This window comes from Cerasicoccus maritimus, from assembly GCA_031296935.1.
Classification (GTDB): domain Bacteria; phylum Verrucomicrobiota; class Verrucomicrobiia; order Opitutales; family Cerasicoccaceae; genus Cerasicoccus; species Cerasicoccus maritimus.
In genome coordinates, this window is sequence record JAVDPD010000038.1 from 1 (window position 1) to 23343 (window position 23343).

General features: G+C 54.2%; 17 protein-coding genes and 2 tRNA genes. 11 read left to right on the forward strand and 8 right to left on the reverse strand.

All coding sequences use genetic code 11. The features are described 5' to 3' along the window. Positions 1-77 precede the first annotated feature (77 nt). On the reverse strand, positions 78-1613 hold the full coding sequence (locus tag RBB62_RS18615) for an adenylosuccinate synthetase (protein WP_309400757.1): 1536 nt from the start codon (positions 1611-1613) through the stop codon (positions 78-80). Here RBB62_RS18615 and RBB62_RS18620 point away from each other — a divergent pair. Then, on the forward strand, positions 1612-2547 hold the full coding sequence (locus tag RBB62_RS18620) for a hypothetical protein (RefSeq protein ID WP_309400759.1): 936 nt from the start codon (positions 1612-1614) through the stop codon (positions 2545-2547). The genes RBB62_RS18615 and RBB62_RS18620 overlap by 2 nt on opposite strands. Positions 2548-2551: 4 nt before the next feature. Here the strand turns inward: RBB62_RS18620 and RBB62_RS18625 are convergent, their stop codons facing one another. The 3 genes from RBB62_RS18625 to RBB62_RS18635 form a co-directional block, all read right to left on the reverse strand. Next, complete coding sequence (locus RBB62_RS18625; RefSeq protein ID WP_309400760.1) at positions 2552-2827, reverse strand: PLDc N-terminal domain-containing protein; 276 nt, start codon at positions 2825-2827, stop codon at positions 2552-2554. A gap of 110 nt (positions 2828-2937) precedes the next feature. Then, complete coding sequence (gene yaeI, locus RBB62_RS18630; RefSeq protein ID WP_309400761.1) at positions 2938-3792, reverse strand: phosphodiesterase YaeI; 855 nt, start codon at positions 3790-3792, stop codon at positions 2938-2940. Positions 3793-3813: 21 nt separating this feature from the next. Beyond that, complete coding sequence (locus tag RBB62_RS18635) at positions 3814-5469, reverse strand: AAA family ATPase (protein WP_309400762.1); 1656 nt, start codon at positions 5467-5469, stop codon at positions 3814-3816. 180 nt (positions 5470-5649) lie between these two features. Here RBB62_RS18635 and RBB62_RS18640 point away from each other — a divergent pair, with 180 nt between their 5' ends. After that, positions 5650-5979, forward strand: coding sequence for an HU family DNA-binding protein (locus tag RBB62_RS18640; protein ID WP_309400763.1), 330 nt, complete (start codon positions 5650-5652; stop codon positions 5977-5979). A gap of 204 nt (positions 5980-6183) precedes the next feature. Here the strand turns inward: RBB62_RS18640 and RBB62_RS18645 are convergent, their stop codons facing one another. Then, on the reverse strand, positions 6184-6972 hold the full coding sequence (locus RBB62_RS18645) for a ParA family protein (RefSeq protein ID WP_309400764.1): 789 nt from the start codon (positions 6970-6972) through the stop codon (positions 6184-6186). 120 nt (positions 6973-7092) lie between these two features. Here RBB62_RS18645 and RBB62_RS18650 point away from each other — a divergent pair. Then, positions 7093-7166: transfer RNA gene (locus RBB62_RS18650), tRNA-Cys, on the forward strand. A 380-nt stretch (positions 7167-7546) separates the two neighbouring features. Then, the gene (galK, locus tag RBB62_RS18655) at positions 7547-8707 is read left to right on the forward strand and encodes a galactokinase (RefSeq protein ID WP_309400765.1); all 1161 of its coding nucleotides are present in this window, start codon (positions 7547-7549) and stop codon (positions 8705-8707) included. A gap of 267 nt (positions 8708-8974) precedes the next feature. Here the strand turns inward: galK and RBB62_RS18660 are convergent, their stop codons facing one another. Beyond that, positions 8975-11326 (reverse strand): PAS domain S-box protein, encoded by a 2352-nt coding sequence (locus RBB62_RS18660; protein ID WP_309400766.1) that lies wholly within the window; start codon positions 11324-11326, stop codon positions 8975-8977. A 294-nt stretch (positions 11327-11620) separates the two neighbouring features. On the opposite strand from RBB62_RS18660, the gene RBB62_RS18665 reads away from it, so the two are divergent. The 7 genes from RBB62_RS18665 to RBB62_RS18695 all read left to right on the forward strand — a co-directional run bounded on the left by RBB62_RS18665 (position 11621) and on the right by RBB62_RS18695 (position 20290). Beyond that, positions 11621-11698, forward strand: a tRNA-Pro gene (locus RBB62_RS18665). A gap of 161 nt (positions 11699-11859) precedes the next feature. Then, a complete protein-coding gene (locus RBB62_RS18670; RefSeq protein WP_309400767.1) occupies positions 11860-12273 on the forward strand; it encodes an ExbD/TolR family protein in 414 nt (137 codons plus the stop codon). 6 nt (positions 12274-12279) lie between these two features. Then, on the forward strand, positions 12280-12723 hold the full coding sequence (locus RBB62_RS18675; protein ID WP_309400769.1) for an ExbD/TolR family protein: 444 nt from the start codon (positions 12280-12282) through the stop codon (positions 12721-12723). Between the two features lie 235 nt (positions 12724-12958). After that, complete coding sequence (locus RBB62_RS18680) at positions 12959-14293, forward strand: efflux RND transporter periplasmic adaptor subunit (protein ID WP_309400770.1); 1335 nt, start codon at positions 12959-12961, stop codon at positions 14291-14293. Between the two features lie 21 nt (positions 14294-14314). Further along, positions 14315-17575, forward strand: coding sequence for an efflux RND transporter permease subunit (locus tag RBB62_RS18685; RefSeq protein WP_309400771.1), 3261 nt, complete (start codon positions 14315-14317; stop codon positions 17573-17575). A 4-nt stretch (positions 17576-17579) separates the two neighbouring features. Continuing rightward, positions 17580-19115: a TolC family protein gene (locus tag RBB62_RS18690; RefSeq protein ID WP_309400772.1), complete on the forward strand. Its 1536-nt coding sequence runs from the start codon at positions 17580-17582 to the stop codon at positions 19113-19115. 182 nt (positions 19116-19297) lie between these two features. Beyond that, the gene (locus tag RBB62_RS18695) at positions 19298-20290 is read left to right on the forward strand and encodes a hypothetical protein (RefSeq protein ID WP_309400773.1); all 993 of its coding nucleotides are present in this window, start codon (positions 19298-19300) and stop codon (positions 20288-20290) included. On the opposite strand, the gene RBB62_RS18700 is transcribed toward RBB62_RS18695, so the two are convergent. Continuing rightward, the gene (locus tag RBB62_RS18700; RefSeq protein ID WP_309400774.1) at positions 20280-20984 is read right to left on the reverse strand and encodes a heavy metal translocating P-type ATPase metal-binding domain-containing protein; all 705 of its coding nucleotides are present in this window, start codon (positions 20982-20984) and stop codon (positions 20280-20282) included. The two genes, RBB62_RS18695 and RBB62_RS18700, sit on opposite strands and share 11 nt — an antisense overlap. 43 nt (positions 20985-21027) lie before the next feature. After that, the gene (gene ovoA / locus RBB62_RS18705; protein WP_309400775.1) at positions 21028-23175 is read right to left on the reverse strand and encodes a 5-histidylcysteine sulfoxide synthase; all 2148 of its coding nucleotides are present in this window, start codon (positions 23173-23175) and stop codon (positions 21028-21030) included. Positions 23176-23343 lie beyond the last annotated feature (168 nt).

The following is a 23343-nucleotide window of genomic DNA, read 5'->3' on the forward strand; positions in this document are numbered from 1 at the left end:
CACGATCTACTGTCACAAAATCCATCAAAACAGCAAATCAACTTCACCACAGCTAGGCCATCAAATCCGACAGGCTGTTAGGCGAGCTTCAATAGCTCGCTGATCTCAGGAACATCCTTAATAATCTGCGACGGATCCGGGCCCACGCCGACGTAGCGGACGTTGAGGGGCGGGTGTGAGCCGCCGCGGCCTGCGATGTCGAGCGTCGCCTTGGTGCAGAACGCTACGTAGCGCTGAGCGGCGGCGGGGAGGTCGGCAAAGCTGCGGACCGTGGAAATGTCTTCGGTCCAGCCTTCGAGCTCTTCGTAGATCGGCGTCAACGTCTTGCGGTAGGAGTCCTCGCGCGGGACGCCCTTGACGACCTTGCCTTCGGGATCTTGATACGCCACGCAAACCTTCAGCGTGCCACCATCCTTCTGGGTGAGGGCGTCGAGCTTGTTCATGACGAGGTCCTGGTAGCCGCCGTAGCGGAGGCAGTCGCCTTTTTCCACGGCGTCAAACCAGCCGACCATGCGTTGGCGGCCGGTGCTTACGCCGAATTCGATCTTCTTGAGAGCAACGGTCAGCGGTGCTTCGTCATCCATTTGGGTGAGGAAAATGTGCGTGCCGACCTTGGTGTCGTAGGCCTTGCAGCAGCCGATAGTGTGGACGGGCTGCGCGGGGATGCCGGCGCTCTGGAAGAGTTCGGGCGTAAAGGTGTGGGAGGCGGTGACGTTGGGCGAGAAGCCGGCGCGCTTGTCGAGCCAGTAGCTTTGGCCGAACTCGCCGACCAGGTATTTGCCCGCCTGTTGGTTGGCAATGACGAGCTCGCGCACGTCGGCAATGTTCTTCTCCAGCTCCTGCAGCGCGCCCATATATACTTCGATTACGCGGTCGACATTGAGGCCGTAATCGCCCTCGCCGCGGAACTGCGTGAAGTCGAATTCGCTCGTCGGGAAAATGCCCGCTTCGATGCTTTCCTTGTTCGCGCGGGTCTCGGCGTTGGTCAGGGTGTCGAAGAAGCCGCTCCAGGACTCGGGGGAGACTTGGCAGACGTGGCGGATGACGTTCACCGCGCGCTCAAGGCGTTCGCGGAAGCGCTTAGCGATGTTTTCCGGCGCGTCGTGGATGTCGCCGTAGAAAATCTGCATCTGGCCAACTTCGTCCAGGTAGGCGGGGGTGATGCCGCGTCCGGTCGAGCCGCGCGCTTCGCCCTTGAGCACGTTCACGCGGTAGTCTTCCCAGGCCAGGTCGAGCAGGCGGTGGGAGAGATCGCTGACCATCGTGCGCTGGTCAAAAACAAGGCGCTCCCAAAGCTTGTAACCCTTGGCCTCCAAAGGCTTAAGCTCCCACAGGGCCTTGCGGGGGTCGGCCACCACGCCGCTGCCAATTGCGAGCCAGCGGACGGAGCCGTCGACCACGCCGGCGGGCAGGAGGTTGAGCTTGAGGCCGCCCGCGGTGTGCCCGCTGTTGGCGCCGCCATTGACCTTCATGACGATCCCCACGGAGTCATGATGCCCCGTCTGCTCCGTTATCTCGGCGATCACCTCGGGGATGAGCCGTCCCTTGCCTTCGTCCCCCATGCTGACGCCAACGTCGGCAATGAGGCGGCTGGAAAATGGAGTAAGGGCCATGTCTTATGTGCGGTTTTTCGGGTTGGTTTCTGGTGCCCGATATTCGGGCAAAACGAAGCAGCCTAGGACTTCCCCAACACAATGCAACCCAACGTTCCGCTGGATCGAGATTTTCCATCTTTACCTAATTGTCTCAGTGCGTGATGGTGAAGCCATGCGCCATTACCGCTGTAATACCTGCCAGCAAACCTGGGATCTGGAGGAGTCGACCGTGCAGGCGCACGGGGCGGGGTTGACGTGCCCGGCATGTCGTAGCCCGCTCGCGGAGGTGTCGGTAGTGCAGGCAAAAGCGGCTGCGGGGGCGGACGGCAATGCGGAGCTGGAGGGCACGTTTCTTGATTGGCTGGGTGAGCGGTTTCTGGGCGCGCCTAAGGTGGAGGATCCGTGGGCCAGTGGGGCGCGCTTTGTGTTCTGGTGCCTGGTCGCGTGGGTGAGCATACCGTTTTTCCGGTTGCCGCTACGGCTGCTCGACGACTACCATTTCTGGATCAACCGCGTGAACCTGATTTTCCACGAGGCGGGGCACATGATCTTTGGCGTGTTTGGGAACGAGCTGCTAATGTTCCTCGGCGGCGGCTTGGGGCAACTGCTCATGCCGCTGATGATTGGCGCGGCGTTCTTCTTTAAAAACCGCGACTGCTACGCGGCGGGCCTCGGCCTGTGGTGGGCGGGGCAAAGCCTCGTCGACACGTCGATCTATATTAATGACGCCCGCGCGCTCGACTTGACTCTGATCGGCGGACACTCGGGCCGCGAAGTCGACGGTCACGACTGGAACAACATCCTGACGATCCTCGATTGCCTGGACCAGGATATCTACATTGCGCGCACGGTGCTGCTGACCGGGCGGATCATCATGTTCGGTGGGCTGCTGTGGATGCTTGTCGTGATTGCGCGCGGGGTGACCCTGTCCGTAACGGCGCGCAAGGGCTAGGCTTCTAGAGGGGCGGTGACCCGGGGTGATAATGGCGCGGCCCTTGCCTGCGCTGCGGACGGCGCACGAAGTAGTAAATTAGCGCGCCAATCCAGTTGGTTAAGACGATGACGAGCACCCAGATGATCTTGTCGTTGCCCTCGGAGGCTTCGTTTTGGAGGCAGTCGACAAGCATCCAAATCCAGAACGCCAATGCCGCCAGCGAGAATATCACGCTCGCGGCCATGATCATAAACCAGAGGATCATGAATCCTCCTGCGGCAGGTCCGGCTACTTCCATAAACTTATTTCAATTGGGTTGTCTTAAAATAAGATTGGAAACGTCTTTCATGCTGGCAATGGAAAAGTGTCCGCTGTTTGCGGCTCACTACCCACAGTGGTTAACGCTGATCATCCTAACGTCAGCACGCTCACTTCCGGGCGGCAGTTGAAGCGCAGGCCGTGGAGGTTACCGATGCCGCGCGTGATGTGGAGGTGACGTCCGTCCCAATGGTGGAGGCCTTCGGCGAAGTGCTTGTCTTTGACGGGGAGGAACGGGCGGACGCCGAAGAAGGGAATGATCAACTGGCCGCCGTGGGTGTGCCCGCACAGGGTGAGGTCCCACTGGTAGGGCTGGAGCAGCGTTTTGGTGTCGGGGTTGTGGCTGAGGACGATGACCGGGGGCGTTGCGGTGGCCGCTGACTCGGCGGGCGCGAGGACGGTTTCTGGTTTTGCATCGCCGGACCACAGGTCGCCAAGGCCGGCGATGGTCAGTGTTTGCCCGTCGATTGCGATGTCGCGCTTTTCATTAAAGAGAAAGTCGACGCCGGCGTCGGTGAGCATTTGCTGGACGCGGCCAAAGTGCGAATAGCCTAGCGTGCCGCCCGCCCACTTGCCGCCGTCGTGGTTGCCAATGCAGGCATAGGTGGGCATTGCCGCGCTGAGCTTGCGCAGGATGGCGGCGTAGCGCGTGGGATCGTCCAGGCTCCAGGTGATGAAGTCGCCGGTGAGGCAAGCGAGCTGCGCGTTTTGCTCCAGCGCGAGGTCGATCGCTCGCTCAATGTAATCGAGGCTGACTACATCGGAGGCATGCAAATCGGACAAATGTAGCAGCCGGATCGGTTGGCGCAGTTTGCCCAGCGGGACGCGCCGCTGCGTGACCTCAAGCCAATGCGGCTCAAGGTAATGCATGTAGCTGAGGCCCGCAAGGCCCGCAAACGGGGCCCCCAGCAGGGTGGCGAGGAAGGCTTTTCGGGTCAGGCGCATGGGGACGGCGGTGGCTTGGCGTCAGTCTTTGGATTCTTCCGCGTCGATGACGGGCTCGTCGGCTTCGGGCGCGGGCGTGGACTCTTCCACGTGCTTGAAGCTTTGGACGACCCACTGGGAAAGCTCCTTGTCGGGATTTTCCGCGGCGGCGAGGTTGATTTCGAATGTCGTCTGCCCGGTGTTGCGGGCCACGATGTTGAGGCCGTGTGGGAAGTCCTTGAAGCGCTCGTCGCAGATGGTGCGCAGGGTGCGGTCGGCTTCGGTGGCGGCCTCGATGAGGTGGTCCGCCGCTTCGTCGGTGAAGGTGAGCTTGAAGCTGTTTTCGCTCTCGAAGGCCTTGGTGAAGGCGTCGAGTTCCTCTTCCCACACGCCGCGCATGAGGTGCTTGTGATCGACAATGAGCTTGGTCAGCGCGTCCTCGGGGTTGGCGATCATATCGGTCGTTACCTCGAAGGATTTGATCGCGGTGGAGGGCAGCTCGAACTTGTAGTTGCGGAAAATGCGCTCGAGGACGGTCATCAGGCCGCGGGCGCCGGTCTTCTCCTCGAAGGCCTGGCTGGCGATCTCGATGATGGCCTCGGGCGTGATCTTGAAGTCGATCTCGTAGCCCTGGAAGTCGCGGCGGTATTGTTTGAGCAGGGAGCCCTCGGAGCTGGTCAGGATCGCGGCGAGGTCGTCTGGCTGAAGGCTTTCGCAAGCCACGCGGACCGGGATGCGGCCAATGAACTCCGGCTCGAAACCGTAGTCGATAAAGTCGCGGGTCGCGGCTTTCTTAAGATACTGGAAGGGGTCTTCGCGGGCGGAGTCAGAGCGGCTCGCGCCGAAGCCAATGGACGACTGGTCGACGCGCTTCTGGATCGTCTCACCGAGCTTGTCGAAGGCGCCGCTAACAATGAAGAGGATGTGACGCGTATTGATGGTACGCTTGTTGGGCTTTTTGCCGCGCTGGCCACCGGTCATCATGGCCTGCATCTGGCCCATGAGGTCGTTGGGGGAGAAGAGGTTGACCTCGGTGTCCTCCATGAGCTTGAGCAGGTTGATCTGCACGCCGCGGCCGGAGACGTCCTTGCCACCGGCCATGTTGCCGGAGGAGGCGATTTTATCGATTTCGTCGATGTAAATGATGCCGTATTGGGCGAGCTCCACGTTGCCATTGGCGGCCTTTACGAGGTCGCGGACAAGGTCTTCCACGTCGGAGCCGACGTAACCGGTTTCCGAAAATTTTGTGGCGTCGGCTTTGACAAAGGGCACCCCAATATAACGCGCGATGTTGCGCATGAGGTAGGTTTTGCCGACGCCGGTCGGGCCGAGGAGCAGGATGTTTTGCTTGGCGTAATCTTGCTGGAGCAGGCGCTCATTTTCGAGGCACTGGCGGATGTGGTTGTAGTGGTCGCAAATGGCGACGGAGAGCACCTTTTTGGCGTCAAACTGCTTGATGACGTAGCGGTTCAAGTGGTCGCGGATATCCTTGGGCTTGAGATTAAAATCCCTTATACGACGCAGGGTTTCGGCGTCTTCGGCCTCCTGATCGATCTCGCCTTGCGGCTCTTCTTCATCGGGCGCGGCGCCCATGCTGCCCATAGGGTGCATGCCCATGATTTTACTGCCTGGCGGCATCATATTCTGAAGCTTCTTTTGGATTTCTTCGAGGATGTTGCCGTCGTCTTTATCACTCATGATTTGCGTAAATTAAGGTGGGTTATGTTGGGTTGTGCGGCGTGGTAGCGCCTGTAAAAAATTTCCTAACTAATAGATGATGAGGGACTAAATAATGTTTGACACTCTAAGGACGATGCAAGACTATCACTCTCACCAGTCCACCGCGTTGCGTCAATTACATCTCTTCCTTTCCTAGTTATGTCCGGGAACCTCACCAAACGGGATATCGTCCTACAAATCTACGAAAAAACCAATTTTCCGCAAAAGGAGGTTCGGGAGACAGTCCAGTTGACGCTCGACGCCATTGCGGACGCGCTCGCCCAAGGGCGCAATGTCGAGTTACGTAATTTCGGCGTATTCGAGGTCCAACTGCGCAAAAGCCGCATTGGCCGTAACCCGAATCGTCCGGAGAAAGACGTCGTCATCCCCAAGCGCGCCGTGATTAAATTTAAGGCGGGCAAGGAGCTGAAGGCGCACTTGAAAGATCTAGATTTGTCCAAACTAGACGCTGAAGACACCGCCGAGTAGGCTAGGTTCGCTTTTTTTAGGCGCAGTTTTTAACTACGAATGGCGCAGATGTGCGCAGATTGTAGGTTGATGTTTTTTAAGTATGAGTGGGCGCAATTGCCTCAATGTTTCTCTTACTGAATGTCATCCACGCCCTTGGCACACGCAAATATCTGCGTCGATCTGCGATATTCGTAGTTTCCTAATTGTGGGAGTTACCGGCGTTTACCCGGCCTTTTCCAGATCGAAGCGCGTGATGACCTCCTTGGCGAACTTGCCGTAGGCAAAGGCGCCGGGGTTCAGGCGGGCGTATTCGAAGATGGATTTGCCGAAGCTGGGTGCCTCGGAGAGTCGGACCGTGCGCGGAATAACCGTCTTGAAGAGGAGGTCGGGGCGGTAGTTGCGGACTTCGTCCACGATTTCCTTGGAAAGCTTGGTGCGGGAGTCATACATCGTCATCAGGATGCCGCCGACTTCGAGGTCGGGGTTGACTTCGGCTTCGCGGAGCTGTTCGACCACGCTGAGGATCTGGCCAAGGCCTTCGAGCGCGAGGTATTCGCACTGCAGGGCGACGAGCAGGTAGTCCGCCGCGGTGAGGCTGTTCATGGAGATCATGCCGAGGGCAGGGGGGCAGTCCAAGACGATGGCCGAGAACTGGCCGCTGGCCTTAACGGGCTCCAGCACGTTCTTGAGCTGCATCAGGTAGTCTTCCTTCTGGCCGAGCTCGACTTCGATCGCGGACAGGTCGACTTCGGACGGGATGATCCACAAATTCTTTTCGCGGGTGGGCTGAACCTTGTCCATAGCTTCGCCTTCGCCGTGGAGGGCGTCGTAGAGGCTGCCGCCGGGCTCCTTCTCAAAACCGAGGCCGCTGGTGGCGTTGGCTTGGGCGTCGAGGTCGATGAGTAGCGTCGGCACCTTGCGGCGGGCCAAGCCCACAGCGAGGTTGATAGCAGTCGTGGTTTTACCCACTCCGCCTTTTTGGTTGGCAATAGAGAAGACCTTGGTCGGCATGCGGGTGGGTTTAGAGAAATATGCCCTTCGGCGGAAGGAGAAAAAGCAGTCCGGCAGAAAAAACGCAAAAAGCGCTTGAAAGCTGCGGGAAATTTCATTGGGTTGTCCGCTTCAACCGATGGTGCGGTAGCCAAGTGGTAAGGCCCGGGTCTGCAAAACCTGTATCGGCGGTTCGATTCCGCCCCGCACCTCCATCCCCGCCAATCCGCATAGAAGTGCGGTTTTTTTGTTTCTGGGACCTTGGAAATTGAAAAGTGAGAATGAAGCTATAGGGTTTTCTCAAGAAAAACAAGGTGCTCAAACAGTAGCTTGATGCTTCGTGACGGAAGCTTTCATTTAACTGATTTGCGGCTTCGTATTCTGGCAAAGAAGGGCCAGAGGCTTGGTTAGTCTTACATTTTGAATATACTGGCCAGCGCCGGATCAAAATCGAGCTTCGGCAGGAGATGCGGTGATTGGCGATCTGTGTGTCAAACATGCGAAAAACACCCTTGACTAAGCGCCATCATAGAAACCTTGGCCCTTGTGGAAATTTTGTCTTTCAATTTTCTCCCAACCCCCTTGCTTAGAAGGCGTGATCGAAGACCTCTATATCCAAAAGTTTGGCCGCAGCCCGGAAGTGATTGCGCAGGCCCCCGGCCGCCTTGAATTTATTGGCAACCATACCGACTACAATGGCGGGCCAGTGCTCGGTGTCGCAGTCGACCGTCGTGTGTCCGTTGCGCTTGCGGCGCGTAGTGACCGCCAAGCTTGCTTCCGCAGCGCCAGCATGGAGGGCGAAGTGTGTGTGGATATCGATTCGTTTGCACCGCTGAGCGGCAATGAGTCTTGGGCCAATTACCCGCTGGGTGTCCTCAAGGAACTCATTTCGGCTGGTATGCCAATCCCGCATGGCTTTGATATGCTAGTGGACAGCGACTTGCCGGCTGGCGCCGGCCTGAGTAGCAGCGCTGCCTTCGAACTCGCCAGCGGCTATGGCTATTGCGGACTTTACGAGTTTGAGCTCGATCGCGCTGATATGGCTCGCGTGGGTCGCCGTGCGGAAAACAACTTTGTCGGCATGCCTTGCGGTATCCTCGACCAAGGCGTTTCAGCATTTGGCGATGTCAACAGCCTCGTTAAAATCGATTGCGAAAAGGAACTTTTCAGCCGCCTCACACTTCCGGACGACGTGCACTTCTGGGTGTTTAACACTGCCAAGAAACACTCACTGGTCGACTCGCTTTACGGCACGCGCCACCAGGAATGCATGGAGGCCCACCGCCGAATGCAAGCCCCGCTCCCTCAAGCGCAAAACCTTGCCCAAATCTCTACGGCGCAGCTCAGTGAGCATCAGGACCTCCTTGGTGATGTGCTCTACCGCCGCGCCCTCCACATCTCAGGTGAATGCGAACGCGTGCTGGCCGTGGAATCTGCCTTGGGGAAAGGCGATATGGCTACGGTTGGCGAACTGCTTTTTGAGTCGCATGAAAGCTCGCGTGTAAATTTTGAAAACAGCATCCCGGAGCTCGATATTCTAGTCGATGCTCTGAAGGAATCGCAGCACGTTTGGGGCGCCCGGCTGACTGGCGGCGGTTTTGGTGGCGCGGTGATGGCCGTGACTAATGGCCAATTTGGGCAGGCAGACGCAGAAAAAATTGTGGCCGCGTATCAGGAAAAGTTCGGACAAGCAGCGACCTTCTTCCACACGACTACTGGCCCCGGAGCCAGCCAAGGCCAACTCTCGGCTACCTGATCGGGCACCTAAGGGCTGATTCAGTCGCCGAGGTTCAGATATGGAATTTCGACCTCACAGACTTAGAGGGCGTCTAAAAAGTCTGATCGAGTCGGCGAGATGTATTTGGGAGGCAAAATTTCGGCTTCTGAATCGAGGCGAAACCAGTTTCGTCGAGGTGAAGAAATGAAATTTTGACCACGAAGACGCTCTCCAACGAAGGTCAATTGACTTTTTAGACGCCCTCTTAGAGCTGGCCTAATCCCAGGCAATTCAGAAGAGCACGCATTAATGCTTCACTGCATCTCGCCCAATTGCGATTTTTCGCAAAATAGAGCGGACATTGCGGGCGATGATAGGCTTGTAAATGAACTCTACGCGCTCACGAGACTGCGGAGTTGAGGCCTTGTTCTGGGGGTTGTTTTCGAGCAAAGCAATCAAGTTGGCCGAGATGTTGGACTCCCCAGCATTGCCACTGCGAATCAGTTCGAGCATCTCGCTGAGCGTGAAGTCGTTGAGATCGTCGTCGATCATAACGATGTCGTAGCCGTGATCCTGAAGGTGGCTGATCGCCTCAATACCATCATGATGCATGGCGATTTCATAGCCCATGCTGCTCATGACCTTGCCCAAAACCTCACCCGTGGCATGGTTGGGGCAGAGCAGTAGGATACTCAGCGGAAATATTTCAGCAAAGCGTCGGTCCTCGATTTCCTCGTATAGCAGGCCGGTGACCGTCTCACCATCGGCCAGCTCGTTTTCACGGGTCGGTAATGTAAAGTAGAAGGTGGAGCCCTCATTGAGGTTGCTTTCCGCCCAGATTTTACCGTCCCAAAGCTCAACAATGCGTCGGCAAATCGCCAAACCGAGCCCTGTCCCTCCAAAGCGCCGCGTAGAGCTGGAGTCGAGTTGAGTGAAAGACTGAAAGAGTTTGCTTTGGTCGCTATCACTTATGCCGATGCCAGTGTCCTTTACAGCAAAAAGAAATTCCCAGCTCCAAGGGTCTGATGCAGGCAATGGATGTGCAGAAATGGAAATCGTAACGCCACCCATCTGTGTAAATTTAAGCGCATTCGCGGTAAGGTTGAGTAAGACCTGGCGGAGCTCAGTAAGGTCTGCCATAATATTACGCGGCGTATCTGGCTCAAACTCGATAGCGAAGCTCAGGTTTTTCTCCTTAACTTCCGCCTGTGTTACCTCCTGAATCTCATGGCAAAGCGCAGTCAGGTCTGTATCTTGGACCTTCAGCTCGATCTCACCAGCCTCAAGCCGACTATAATTAAGCACATTATTAATGAGTTCCAGCAGGTTAAAGGCGTTGGCTTTGATGATATTGACCAGTTCGACGTCATCCTCGCTTTTAAGCGATTCCATGAGCAGGTCCGCAAAGCCAATGATGGAGTTCATTGGCGTGCGCACTTCATGGCTCATCACAGCAAGAAATTCATCCTTACTGCGGTTGGCTGCAAAGGCGGATTCGCGGGATTCCTTCAGCTCGTTTTCAATGCGTATCTGCTCGGTAACGTCATTCACGATGGAGGCGTAGCCCACGACATTGCCTCTCTCATCTAGCAATGAAGAGTTGATCCACTCACAGATGATCTTCTCGCCACTGCGCGTAAGGTTGGTGTTCTGGCTGCGGTTGCTTCGCTTTTGCTCGCGCATCTCGCAAAACAGGCGATGGGCCTTCTCGACGAACTCCTCCTCGATGAGCATAGAAAAAGACTGTCCAATAGCCTCCTTCTGGCTGTAGCCGAAGATCTCCTCTGCCGAGTCGTTCCACGCGCGAATTTGGCATTCGGTGTCCCACTCGATAAAAGCCAACGGCATGCGGTCAATAAAGAAGCTTAAACGCTCAAACGCATCGCTGCGTTCAACCTCTACCCTGCGCCGTAAACTGATGTCTCGGCAGCAGCAAATAACCCCGATAATATCCAGCTGATTATTTTTTTCCAAGCTCATCGAAACCTGAATGGGCAACTGGACCCCATCACCCCGGCGGATCTCAGTCTCAAACTGATGCCGATCATGGATCAATAGCGGTTCCAGCAAAGAATGCATATTGAAATCTCGTTGTTGAGCCTGCTGGAATATAATGGACAAATTCCGTCCTATTGCCTCGGTCTCGGAATAGCCAAATATGACCTCTGCCCGCTGATTCCAGGACTTGATGACGCCATTCAAGTCCGTGCTAATAATAGCCATCGCAACTTGGTCTAGCATCCGTTGTTGCTGTACAAGATCTCTTTTTTGTTCGAATAGATCGCGCCGAGTCTTAGCCAAGCGCAAGAGCATAGGGACCATTGTCGGCAGCGCTTCCGTGGAATCTAGGGGCAAAAAGGCATCATAGATTTCGACTGAGGGAAATGGGCTAGAACCTTCCCCAATTCCGAGCACGGACGCATATTTCGCTTCTTGCGTCAACAAAGCCTGCGTCTTCTTGCTCAACTCGTCCCAAGCTTGAATGACAAAGATCAAGACGCGATCCCCTTGATCAGCAATTGCTTGCAGCAGAAGGTGCGCATCATCTGAACACTCCACGTAGCGCACTCCCTGAAGTGCCGTTCGGGTAACAAGATTGGAGCAATCGCCGATCAGTAACAGGGTGGCCTTGGTGTCCAATGATAATTCAGGGGCCATAGATAGGATTTATACACTAGACTGATTTTGTTCTTTGTCCAACCCATTCCTAGTGTCCCTCGTCGCAATATTTAGACAAATCGGATTTTATTTCAAAGTTGGCATAACCGATGCTTTTAGTTTATTCGAAGGCGGCTTCCGCGCATGCGAAGTCACCAATTCTAAAGGGGTCGACGTTTCGGGGTTTCCGTCGACCCCTTCTTTTTTGCCCCCTGCTTAAAGAGCGGGATAAAAAATGGAAGAATGGATTGACAAGCCTCCCTGAGCACGATGTCTTCTGCATTTCTTTTTTGGCGGGCTGTAGCGCAGTCTGGTTAGCGCACTACACTGGGGGTGTAGGGGTCGGAGGTTCGAATCCTCTCAGCCCGACCATTTGATTTAGGCCTTGGATTGCTCCGAGGCCTTTATTTTGGGGGCTACACCAAAGATTGGGGAGTGGGCCATTTTTAGCCCAAGAGTAACAGTCGGGTGACGTTTTTTGCGCGACTTCGCGAAGTCTTGACCTATTGGCATGTTTGTTGCCTGTAGGCGGTATGGCACTGAAACTACACCGATCCGAACGGCCCGAGGAGGAATTCCAAATGGCTCCGATGATCGATATGGTGTTTCTGCTGCTGGTTTTTTTTATGTGTGTGAGCACACTGGCCCAAGCAGATAAATCCAAGGAGGTGACCTTGCCCGAATCGCTGGAAAGCGAGGTTGCAGAGGATTTATCGGACCGCGGTGTGGTGACTGTAGATGCCGACGGCCAAGCCTATCTGGGCGAGCGTCCGGTTTCGACGGAGGAAATTAAGTCCACGCTCCAAGCGTCCTTGCAGCAGAACCCGCGTTTACGCGTGACCGTTCGCGCAGACCAACAAACGGCCTACAAGGACATCAAGTCCGTGCTCAAGGTTTGTGCCGAGGCTGGAGCCTACGAAGTTATTTACGCAACCCACCAGCAGTAATTCACGATGGCGCAGCTCAAAAAGAAACCGGAGGAAAAGGTGTCGATCCCAATCGCGCCGATGATCGACTGCGTGTTTTTGCTCCTGATTTACTTTATGGTGGCGGCGACGCTCCAAAAGCAGGAGGCGGACATTTCATTCCAGCTCCCGGGCACTGTGGAGCAAACCGAGCCGTTGGAAATGCCGGATGAGCAGATCATCGAAGTCAGTGACGAAGGGCAGGTGGTCGTGAATGATTATGCCTACGACTCACCTGAGGCGTCCCGCTTTATGGAGCTCGCGAGTATGCTGTCCCGTTTTAAGCAAGCCAGTGACGCCAATCAGGTAGAAGCTCTGGTGACGATTGCACCAGCAGATGGCGCTAACCACCAAACTATCGTCAAGGTGATGGATGCGGTTTCGCTGGCGGGCATCAAAGGCGTTAATTTTTCCTTTGGGGAAGAATTCTAGATCAATTGTTTTTCTGGTTTCAGAGAATTGCTTCTTGTGGAGTGCAAATGTCATTTGTGTGGGGGAATGTGCAGCGGGGGCATTTTGCTCTATTTTTTTCGAACGTACGTTTAATGCTCAGTTGACAGTCCTCGTGTGAGGAAGATATTACACACATTCAAACTAGGGCTTACTGCGCATGATTTGTAAATTTAAGAACCACATTGGGCTGACGCCAGCATGTTTCATTGCTGGCTTGAGTCTCATTATTACTGGCTGTGGCCCTGAGCCCATTCAACCTAAGGGCCCACCTCCACGCACGGTAACCGCGACTGAGGTTACACAGGGCAGTGCGCCACTGTATTTGGACACTTTGGGGCGTTCTACTGCTTTTGAGGCGGTCAATATTGTTAGTCAGGTCGACGGTCGGATTGTTGAAACGCCATTTACCCAAGGCTCAGTGGTTAAAGAGGGTGATTTGCTCTTTAAGATTTTCCAGCCGCCGTACATTGCTGCGGTTGAAGAAGCCGAAGGCCAAGTTGAGCAAGCGCGCGCACAGCTGGCGATTGATAGCCTGAGCCTGGAGCGTAATCGCCCGTTGGTCCCACAGCAGCTTATTTCTGAGCAGGATTTCCAAACCCTCGAAGCGAACGTGGAATCTGACCGTGGGGCTCTGCGAATGGCGGAAGGCCAACTCTTGGCGGCTCGGGTCAATCTGGACTACACCGAGATCCGTTCCCCCATCGATGGCATGGCGAGTGTCTATTATGTGGATGCTGGGAACGTGGTCTCTGCGATGGATGGCACCACATTGGCTACTGTTCTGCGGATGGACCCGATATACGTGGACTTCATTGCTCCAGTTTCCAAGTTCGACCAGATCCGCAAATACTTTAGGGAGTCCGGCAACAAGCTGAAGATACGCGCCAGCTACATTTCGGACCCAACTCAGGAACGTTACGGCGAACTGACGATTCTGGGTAACTCGGTGGACACTGAAACTGGTACGGTTAACCTGCGAGCTACCTTCAAGAACAGCGACCAGTTTTTCTGGCCGAATCAACCCTTAGCCATCCGCGTGATCCTGGAAGAAATGAAGGATGTGCTCCTTGCTCCAGATCATTGCGTGGGCATTGGTCAAGGGGGGAATTATGTCTTCGTGATCGACGAGGAAAAGAGCACCGTTACCCAAAAGAACGTGGTTATCGGGCAGGTTCAGGATGATGGCAATGTTGTCATTGAAAGTGGTGTCAAGGCTGGTGATAAGCTGGTTGGCGAGGGGCTGGACTTTTTGCGCTCCGGTATGGAGGTGATCGTTACCGACGGTAATCCGCGCGACGTCAAGTTGCCACCGAGTATGATTGAGCCAATCGTCGATATGCTCAAAAAATACAAGAAAGCGACGCCAGCCCAACTCAAGAAAATGCAGGATAGTCGGCGCCTTCCGGTTGATCTTTTAAAGAAGCTTAAGGAGCACGGTGTGTTGTCCGCTAAGGAAGAACAGTTTCTGCTGAACCTGGAGACGGGAAGCATCACGGGCGAACCGTCGGATGGCAGCAAGCCATCCGCCACAGGGGAGCAAAGCAAGTAACCGGCCACGCTGGAATCCGACATGGCTGATTCGCAATCCCAAACTGCTCCCGAGGGTGAGAAGCCCGAGGAATTAACCGCGAGCGATCAAAACTCGCTGTCCGCGCCTTTCATCAAGCGTCCGGTGATGACCTTGCTGCTGGCTTTGTCGGCGGCGTTGTTTGGCATTTGGTCGTACCTTACCTTGCCCGTTAGTGACTTGCCGAATGTTGACTACCCGGTCATCCAAGTGCAGGTGAGCTATCCCGGCGCGAGTCCGGAAATTATGGCGGCCAACGTCGCTTCACCTCTGGAGCAACAGTTCCTGCAAATTCAAGGCATTGAGCTGATCACTTCAAGTAACACGCAGGGGAACTCCAACCTAGTGTTACAGTTTGACTTGAGTAAAAGCATCGACGCGGCGGCGACTGATGTCCAGTCCGCCATCACTCGAGCGCAGGGTAACTTGCCGACGGACTTGCCCAGCCCTCCTACTTACACCAAGACGAACCCGAACCAACAGCCTGTTATTTATATTGGCTTGGTTTCATCGACGATGACTGAGGGCGATATTTACGACTACGCATTTACGGAAATCGCCCAACGTCTGCAACTGATCAACGGCGTTTCGACTGTCGATGTTTATGGCTCGAAGCGCTCAGTTGAAATTCAGCTTAACCCAGATGAACTTTATAATCGCGGCCTTACGTTTGATCAAGTAACGCAGGCGATTCAGCAAGGCACGAATTCTCTGGGAGCAGGCCAGTTTAAAGGCAGTACGACGCAGTATACTATCCAGCCAAATACGCAGCTCGATACACCCGAGGAATATAACAACCTGATCATCGCGGTGAAAAACGACCGCCCGATATATTTGAGCGATATTGGCGAGGCAGTTGAAGGATTGCAGATGGAGGACCTCAAGCTCGATTATTGGACGAACCCGGTCAACTCTGGCATTGAAGTCCCGCCAAACGCGGCGGGCGTAGTGCTCGCTGTGCAGAAGGCAGACGGGGCGAACGATGTGGAGATTGCGAATGAGGTCAAAGCCATGTTGCCCGAACTACAGCAGCAGATCCCTCAGTCGATCATCATGAGCATCATCTATGACCGCTCGAAAACGATTGTTGCTTCGGTAAAGGATGTGGAGGAAACGCTGATTATCGCTTTTGTGTTGGTTTGCGGAACGATCTTCCTCTTCCTTGGCCGGGCGCGTGACACGATTATCCCGATGGTCGCGCTGCCGATGTCGCTGCTACTCACCTTTGTGGTCATGAAGCTATGCGGCTACACGCTGGACAATCTTTCGCTGATGGCGCTGACCTTGTCCATCGGCTTCCTGGTAGACGATGCCGTGGTGTTTTTGGAGAACATGGTGCGACGCATGGAGGACTACAAAGAGAATCCAATTGTTGCTACGTTCCGGGGTGCGAAAGAGATCAGCTTCACCATCATGTCGATGACTTTATCGCTGGCGGCGGTCTTCATCCCGCTGGTCTTCATGGGCGGTTTGATGGGGCGTATCTTCCGCGAGTTTGGTATCACGATTACGGTGGCGGTCATCATGTCTGGCTTGGTCTCTCTTTCGCTGACGCCTCTGATGTGTGCGCGTATGCTGCGAGCTCACAGTGAAGAGGACGAGACCTTCATGCAGAAGCTGGCGAACCGAATCGAAGGTGCTTGCCTGGGACTTTATGATCCGTCGCTGAGGTTTTTCCTGAAGCACAAGTGGATTTCTGCCGTGAGTTGGATTATTTGTATGGTCGGGGTTGGCTATTTCTTGGTTATCGTGCCTAAGACCTTCATTCCGGTCGGAGACAGTGGCTTTATTCAGGGGGCGTTCATTGCTGATACTGGTGCTTCAGCACAAGACCTCCAGCGCTACCAGGCGCAGATTAAGCAGGTGATGTCGAAGAATCCCTACGTGGATAACTTTGTGACGGTTTCCGGTGTGAGTGGCTTTGCCCAGAGTAACTTCATCCTGACTTTTATCTCGCTCGTTGATGCCAGTGAGCGCCCCGATGCGCCAATTGAGATGGTAAACGGACAGCTACAGGCTGCTTTATCGTCCATTCCGGGATTAATTCCGGCAATTCAACCTAATCCTTCTCTGGAAATCTCGACGGGGGCAACTTCGACAACACTTGGTAATTATGCATATACGCTCTCGGGGCTGGATACTGAGGCAGTCTACAAGGCAGCGGAGCAGTTAGTAGGAGCGATGCACCAGAGCGGCTATTTTTCCTCGGTGGTCAGCGACCTTTACTTGACTAATCCGCAGGTCGAGGTGGAGCTGTTTCGTCCCTTGGGCAGCGCTTACGGGATCTCGGCAACGAATTTTGCGACTGTGCTGAAGGACGCCTATTCGCTGAATTACAGTTACCTGATCAAATCCCCCTTCCAGCAGTATCAGGTCATTGTGGAGGCTGCTCCGGATTGGCGTTCTCAACCAGACAATCTGAATGCGTTGTATTTCCAGTCGGCTTTTAACCAGAGTGAATTATTCACGAGCAATTCGGCGGTCTTTGATATTGAGAACAATCTGGTTCCATTTTCTTCAATTGCGACCTTCCGTGAAGATGTTGGTCCTCTGGCAGTGAATCACATCAATAACTTCAGTTCGGTCACCATTTATTACAACATCAAGGGCGATGCTGTTGGTCCGGCCAATGATTTTGTGAAACAGAAGGTTGCGGAGCTGGTGACGCCAGAGATTCAAACCAGTTTCCAGGGGCAAGCATTGATGTTCGAAGAAACGGTTAAGAGCATGCTTATGATGGCCATTGTGGCCGTGTTTGTAATGTATGTAATTCTCGGCATTCTTTACGAAAGCTGGATCCACCCGATTACCGTGCTGACCGCGTTGCCGGTTGCCGTGGTGGGCGGCTTGGCGACTTTGCTCGTGTTGCAGCAGGAACTCTCGCTTTACGCCATGATCGGTATGTTTATGCTGATGGGCATCGTGAAGAAGAATGGTATTATGATGATCGACTTCGCCATCATGCGGCAGGCTGAGGGGCTTTCCCGCGAGGAAGCGGCGCATGAAGCCTGCATGGAGCGTTTCCGACCGATTATCATGACTACCGCAGCCGCGCTCTTGGGAGCGGTGCCGATCGCAGTAGGGTGGGGGGCTGATGCCGCGGCGCGCAAGCCTCTGGGGTCTTCAATTGTTGGTGGACTCATCGTTTCGCAGCTAATTACGCTTTACGTGACGCCTGCCCTATATCTGTATTTCGATTGGTTCCAAGAGCACGTCATGGACAAGATTCCACTGTTCCAGCGAGGGGAGCGCGTTAAGGTATAAAGCCATGAAAAATTTAAAATTTAATGTCCCCCATGTTGGTTCGTCGCTGAGTCTGCATGTTGGCAGACTGGCGCTGATTTGCGGCCTGAATTTAACTTTTTGGCTCTTCCCTGGATGCGTGAATGTTGACGACGAGGTCGCGGCGCGCCCCAGTGAGCTTTGGCGTCCGCCAGCCGAGGCTCTGCGCAATGCTCCCAAGCCCGATAATCCGGGTATGGATGCGGTCAACTTTATTGCTGGAGAGGACAAATATTACACGCAGAACCCATCTGGCTCCAATGAGAGCCCAGTGGCGTCAGTAGGGCTCCCGAAGCTGGATCTACCTGCCTTGGTGGACATCGCTCTTTCGAACAACCCGGACACTCGCTACACTTGGCTCATCGCACGGACCCGTGCTTCGGAATACGGCCAAAGTTTGAGCACTTATTATCCATACGTATCGGTTGGTGCCAGTGTGCAGCGTGAGAAGCTGAAGAACGTGAACTTCGCTGGCAAGACCTACGCGACTACCTATGGACCGTCGCTCGACATCAATTGGCTACTCTTTAATTTCGGGGCCCGAGAGGCACAGGCTAATGCTGCTCGCCAAGCGCTTTACGCGTCGAACTACGACTTCAACCAGATTTACCAGGACGTTGTGCGCACTGTTCTGGTAAATTACTACGACCTTTGGTCAGCTGAGTCGAATCTGGCTGCCTCACAAGCCTATCTGCGCAATACAGAGGCAACTTATGATGCGGCTTCCAAGAAGTTGGAGTCCGGCTTGGGTAACAAGCAGGATGCCCTTCGAGCCCTGGCCAACGTGAAAACCGCTGAAGCGCAAATTGAAGGTGATTTGGCGAATATCGAAGCCGCTCGCGCGAAATTGGCGACCAGTCTTGGCGTTGAGGTTTCCTCCAATTTGCAGATCGAGCAAATCGAAGAGTTTCCTGATTTTGCGGGCCTCGATGCTGATGTAAATCGATTGGTTGCAGAAGCTCTGCAAAATCGCCCGACTTTGCTTTCTTCGTACGCTTCCGTGCGAGAGCAGGAGTATAATCTGGATGCGGCGAGGGCAGATCTATTCCCAGAGCTCAGCGCTCAAGTCTCCATGCAATATGCGGAGGTTACTGGCAGCAATCCTTCACCTTACAATGATTACGTTGCAGCCCTCGTGCTGGAATGGGATATCTTCCAAGGATTCTATAAGTGGTATGAAATCGACAAGCAGCGTGAGTTGACGCGGGCCGCGCGCCAAGATGCTCGCAGAGTTGAATTGGAGGTGCTTCAGCAGGTTTGGACGGCGTTTTTCGCCTATCGTTCGGCGATCAAGCAGGTGGATTCGACTACCTCGGCCTTGGATGCTCAGCAAGAGGCCTACGACGCCATTGCCATTGGTTATCAGTCAGGCATCAACAGCTTGCTGGACTTGCTGACATCGCAGGAGGATCTGGATAACGCGCGTCGTAATTTGATTTCAGCCAAGAATACACTCGGTACATCGATCGCGGATTTAGCTCGCGCAACTGGCAGATTGCCACGGTTGACGGCGGATCAATGAATTGCCATGGATTCAACTTCATGAAGAAGTGAATCCTGATATTGCGCTCTGCAATTTTGATGGCTAGTCTGATCACTTAAATCTCTACATGTGCTTATAATAGTTAGTGGAATTCCTTTACCTGCATGGGGTTCCGCTAAGGAAACTTAGATCATACACGGGTGTCTGACAAATGGTATTACATGGTTGATCGCAACAAGATCGGTCCTGTTACAAGGGACCAAATCTTGATTTTGTTGCGTCGCCGGGTCCTGAAAGGACATACACCAGTATGGAATTCTTCGCTTCCACGCTACGTTCCGTTGGAAACCTTGGAGGAGCTAGCACCCTATGTTCCGGATGACGAGTCAGAGCTTACTGATCCCATTGTCGAAGAGGCACCGCCCCCCCCGTTAAAAGGTTTCACCCGTTTCTTAAATCCCAAGAAAAAGGTTGAGCCCAAAGCCGTCGCTGCACCGACGCGCGCGCCATTTCAACGACCTCACCAGCTGTCTGATGAGGAAGATCTTTCGAAGGAGGATCCAGACGCTATACCTGGTTCCCAGCGGAAAAAGACGGCGAAAAATTCCCTGAAACTAGAGCCTGATGAGCCAAAATTAAGCACTGTAGATCAGATGCGGGGGGCCGTATCCGAAGGCATGCGTATGTTTGGCGCCGCCTCGCTGGCTATTGGTGCCGCGATTTTTGGGGTGTTCGTACTCGGCCTTATTGACTTGTTGATCGGTGCTCAACGGGATGTGCTCTATGATAATTTAACTTGGCTGCTGCCGCGTGAATTTCTCTCATTGCTCGATCCGGTGGAATGGATGGGCGTGTTGATCGTCGGCGGTTTGGTTGGCTCTGGGGCATCGGCTGGGTGTGGTGGTCGTGGTAATGTGACCATCGCGGCCATCGCGTCGATCTGCGCATTTGTCAGTGTTTCAGTGGGCGCAATTTTTGCCGAGATTCTGGCTGTGTCGGTGGAAATTCAAGAGCCACTGGCCACTTTGGTCCTCATGCCGGAATCTTGGTTTGATGGAGCTTTGGCGCTCTATCATAACCTGTTGGAGGAGCCGGATGATTTGCTCTTCCTTTTTGGTGCCGCCGGTGAAGCGTTTCTAATCGCGCGGCATAACTATCGCCGCCACGAAGATGAGGATGAAAAGCGCATCGTTGACCCTTTCCTCAAGACGTAACCAATTTACGGTGTCGCTGCCAGCGGGTGAAGAAATGCCCCGCGCATAGGATGGTCAAGGCTGCCATGAGCAAGCTCATCATGTCGAACAAGCGCGCATAAGCAAAGCCTTCCAGCGCCCCTAGAACGCGTGGTAACTGTAGTAGGAACGCATTGACGCCAAACACCGCCGCAAAGACCAGGGAGGACTTTGAAGGAGCAGTTAGCGATGGCTTTGATGCTGTGTTGAGGATGAAGCCGAATCGCTGGAGTGCATTAGCCAGTTTGGGGAAATCGACTTGGCCCTTTTTCCAGTCAAGTTCGATAACGGAGTAGGGCGAACTCATGCGGCAACCTTCGATGCCGGTGAGTTCCGTGATCGCACGCTCCGCAAGCCACGCACAGGCTGGGCAGGAGACTCCTTCGATGACAAATATACCGTGTGCCATCTCGTTCACGGAGTGTTCGTAGTCCTGGGCTTGCTGCGCGACATCGCCCCAGTCGTGGTGCTCGAATGGGCGCTCATTAAGCGGCTCGGTCAGCCCCACCTTGAGTTGATAGTATTTATCCAATCCTTCCGCGTGAATGAGCTGGGAGACGCTTTCACAACCACGGCAGCAAAAGAGCTCTCCTTGCTTGGGCAGAAAGGGGGCACCACAATGTTGGCAGCTCTGCCTTTGAGCGCTTAGATACTTGGAATTCCGGTTCGCCGTCATGCCGATCTCTCAACACAACGGCGAGTTTGCTTCGAATTCAACCTTAAGCTTTTCGCCAAAAGCTGACCTGAACGAGATTGTGCTCAAATACCCGTGCGTTGCGACGAATGACCTGCGGTATCTCAATCGGCGCTTCGGCGCTCTTGAAGTGCTCACCCAAAGCCAGTTCGATGCCATCTAGAGTTGATTGGTTTTCGCCCGTGCGGTCTTTAAAACCGCCCAGCCACTTGTCGCGCTGAGTGTGCGTTTCGTTCCAATCATTGGTCGATGCAATCACGAGTAATCCGCCTTCGTTGAGTCGCTCATGCACGGATTTAAGGAATTGCGCCGGATCGTAAGATCGCTCTAACTGACAATTGATGAGAATCAGGTCATAGCCGCGATAGAGATCCTTCATGTTTGAAAGATCGGTTTGCATGAACTCCACTTTAGAGCGTGCGCTGTCGAGCCCGATGTTTTTCAGATACGCCTGACGAAAGTCGACAATGTCGCCCTCGGAAGGAATCTCCCACTGGGTGTAGCCTTTGTCGACCATTTCCACGCCAATGCGGATTGTGCGCGCCGTTGGGTCTAAGCCCAAGACTTGTTTAAAGCCGGCCGCCAGTTCAAAGGTGGTGCGGCCGACCTTGCAGCCAATTTCCAGCGCCTTGTTGCGTTCTTCCTTGGCCATGCGGTCTAGGCAGATTTGGGCAATCTTTTCGGCGTAGTTGTCGACGCCCAGACCGTCTGGACCGTAGTGGGCTTCGCAGTAGGGGGTTACGTCGGGATCGGTCTCGTAACGGTCGTCCTTGATAACGACTTCATGCTTGCTCTCTACATAGCGAAAGCCTGCGTGCTGATAGAAATGTCGGCGAAAGGCATAGCGGCTGTCGCGGATGACTTCATTGCCCGTAGAAATCCAAGAGCCGCCTTTTATTAGGTTGTGCTTGGTGTCGAAGGTTGGCGTGGAGAAGTCGTCATATAGCGGATGCACCTCGAAGCCTGCGAAGCCGGCAATTGGGGTCTCTGTGTGCTGCCATACATTGCCCATTACATCGAAGAAACCTTGACCAAATTCGTAGCGATTAACCGGGGTGGAGGAGGCGCAGACTTCTAAATTGATATTGCCCGGCGCGCCGTTTTTCCACGCGCCAACATCGGGCGTCCCGGTGTAGTCTAGCAGACGATACCACTCCTCCTCACTGGGTAACCGAATGGATTTTCCGGTCTTGGCGCTGAGCCAGTTGCAATAGGCTTTGGCTTCCAGATAATTGACTTCAGCGGGCCATGACCAAGGCATTTCGATCTCCTTCAGCATCGTGCGGAGGGCATATGATCCATCTCCCCGCTTGCGCCAGAAACGCGGCATGCCGTGGGCGTCATACTGCGCCCACTTCCAGCCTTCTTCGCTCCAGTACGCCTGTTGTTGATAACCGCTGTCGTCAACGAACTGGCGGAATTCGGCGTTACTGACGAGGTATTTAGAAGCCTTGAATTCAGCCACTTCAGTTTCGAAGCTGCCATATTCGTTATCCCATCCATAAAAACGGCTGGGTTGCTCTTTACCTTGTTGGACGAGTCCACCCGGTACACCAACCAAATCATTCTCGGGGGGAGTCGGGTCATCTTGGCAAACGGCCCATGATGGGTGCTCCTGCTCCACTAGGGATAAGGGAAGCTGCCGTATTAGCACGGAGGAGGTCTCCAAGTGAATGCGTTCATGCTCAATGCCCATCATGATGATCCAGTAAAGGCTGTTCCACTGGACGGGCATTTCGAGCGGCGTTTCGTCGATTAGCTTATCGATGGTCGCGCGCACTTGCTCGCGGTAGGCTTTTACCTTTACGTGGTCGGGCCAGACGTAGTGGGCTTCATTTAGATCGTCCCAGCTCATCTCGTCCACGCCAATTGCGCACAATGATTCCAAGTGCGGATCTAAACGCTCCTTCAGGAACTTGCCCAAAATCAGTTTATTGATGTAAAAGACCGCCGTGTGACCGTAATAAAAGATCAACGGGTGCCGTAGAGGATCAGCGCGAGTCACGAAGGCCTCTTGGCTGACCATCGGCTCAAAGAGCTTTTCGTAGATATCAAAAGTTTGGTGGAAGTAGCGTCGAATCTCTTCACGCTTTTCTACAGGGGTGCCTTCTAAGAGGTTGATGGTCAAAGGGGTTTCGACGCCGTCGAGAAGTGAGTTGGTTGTCGTTGGCATTGCGAATACAGGTAGCGGGTTTATGTTGTTGTTACGATTAGACAGTCTAACTAAATCTCCAAACCTGACAACCGAATCGGGAGATTTTTTGTTTCTTCGAGGTTTTGTAAGAAAATAGAAACTTTTTTCTTGCGTGAACCGGTCGAATCAAGTTTTCTCCACGGCTTT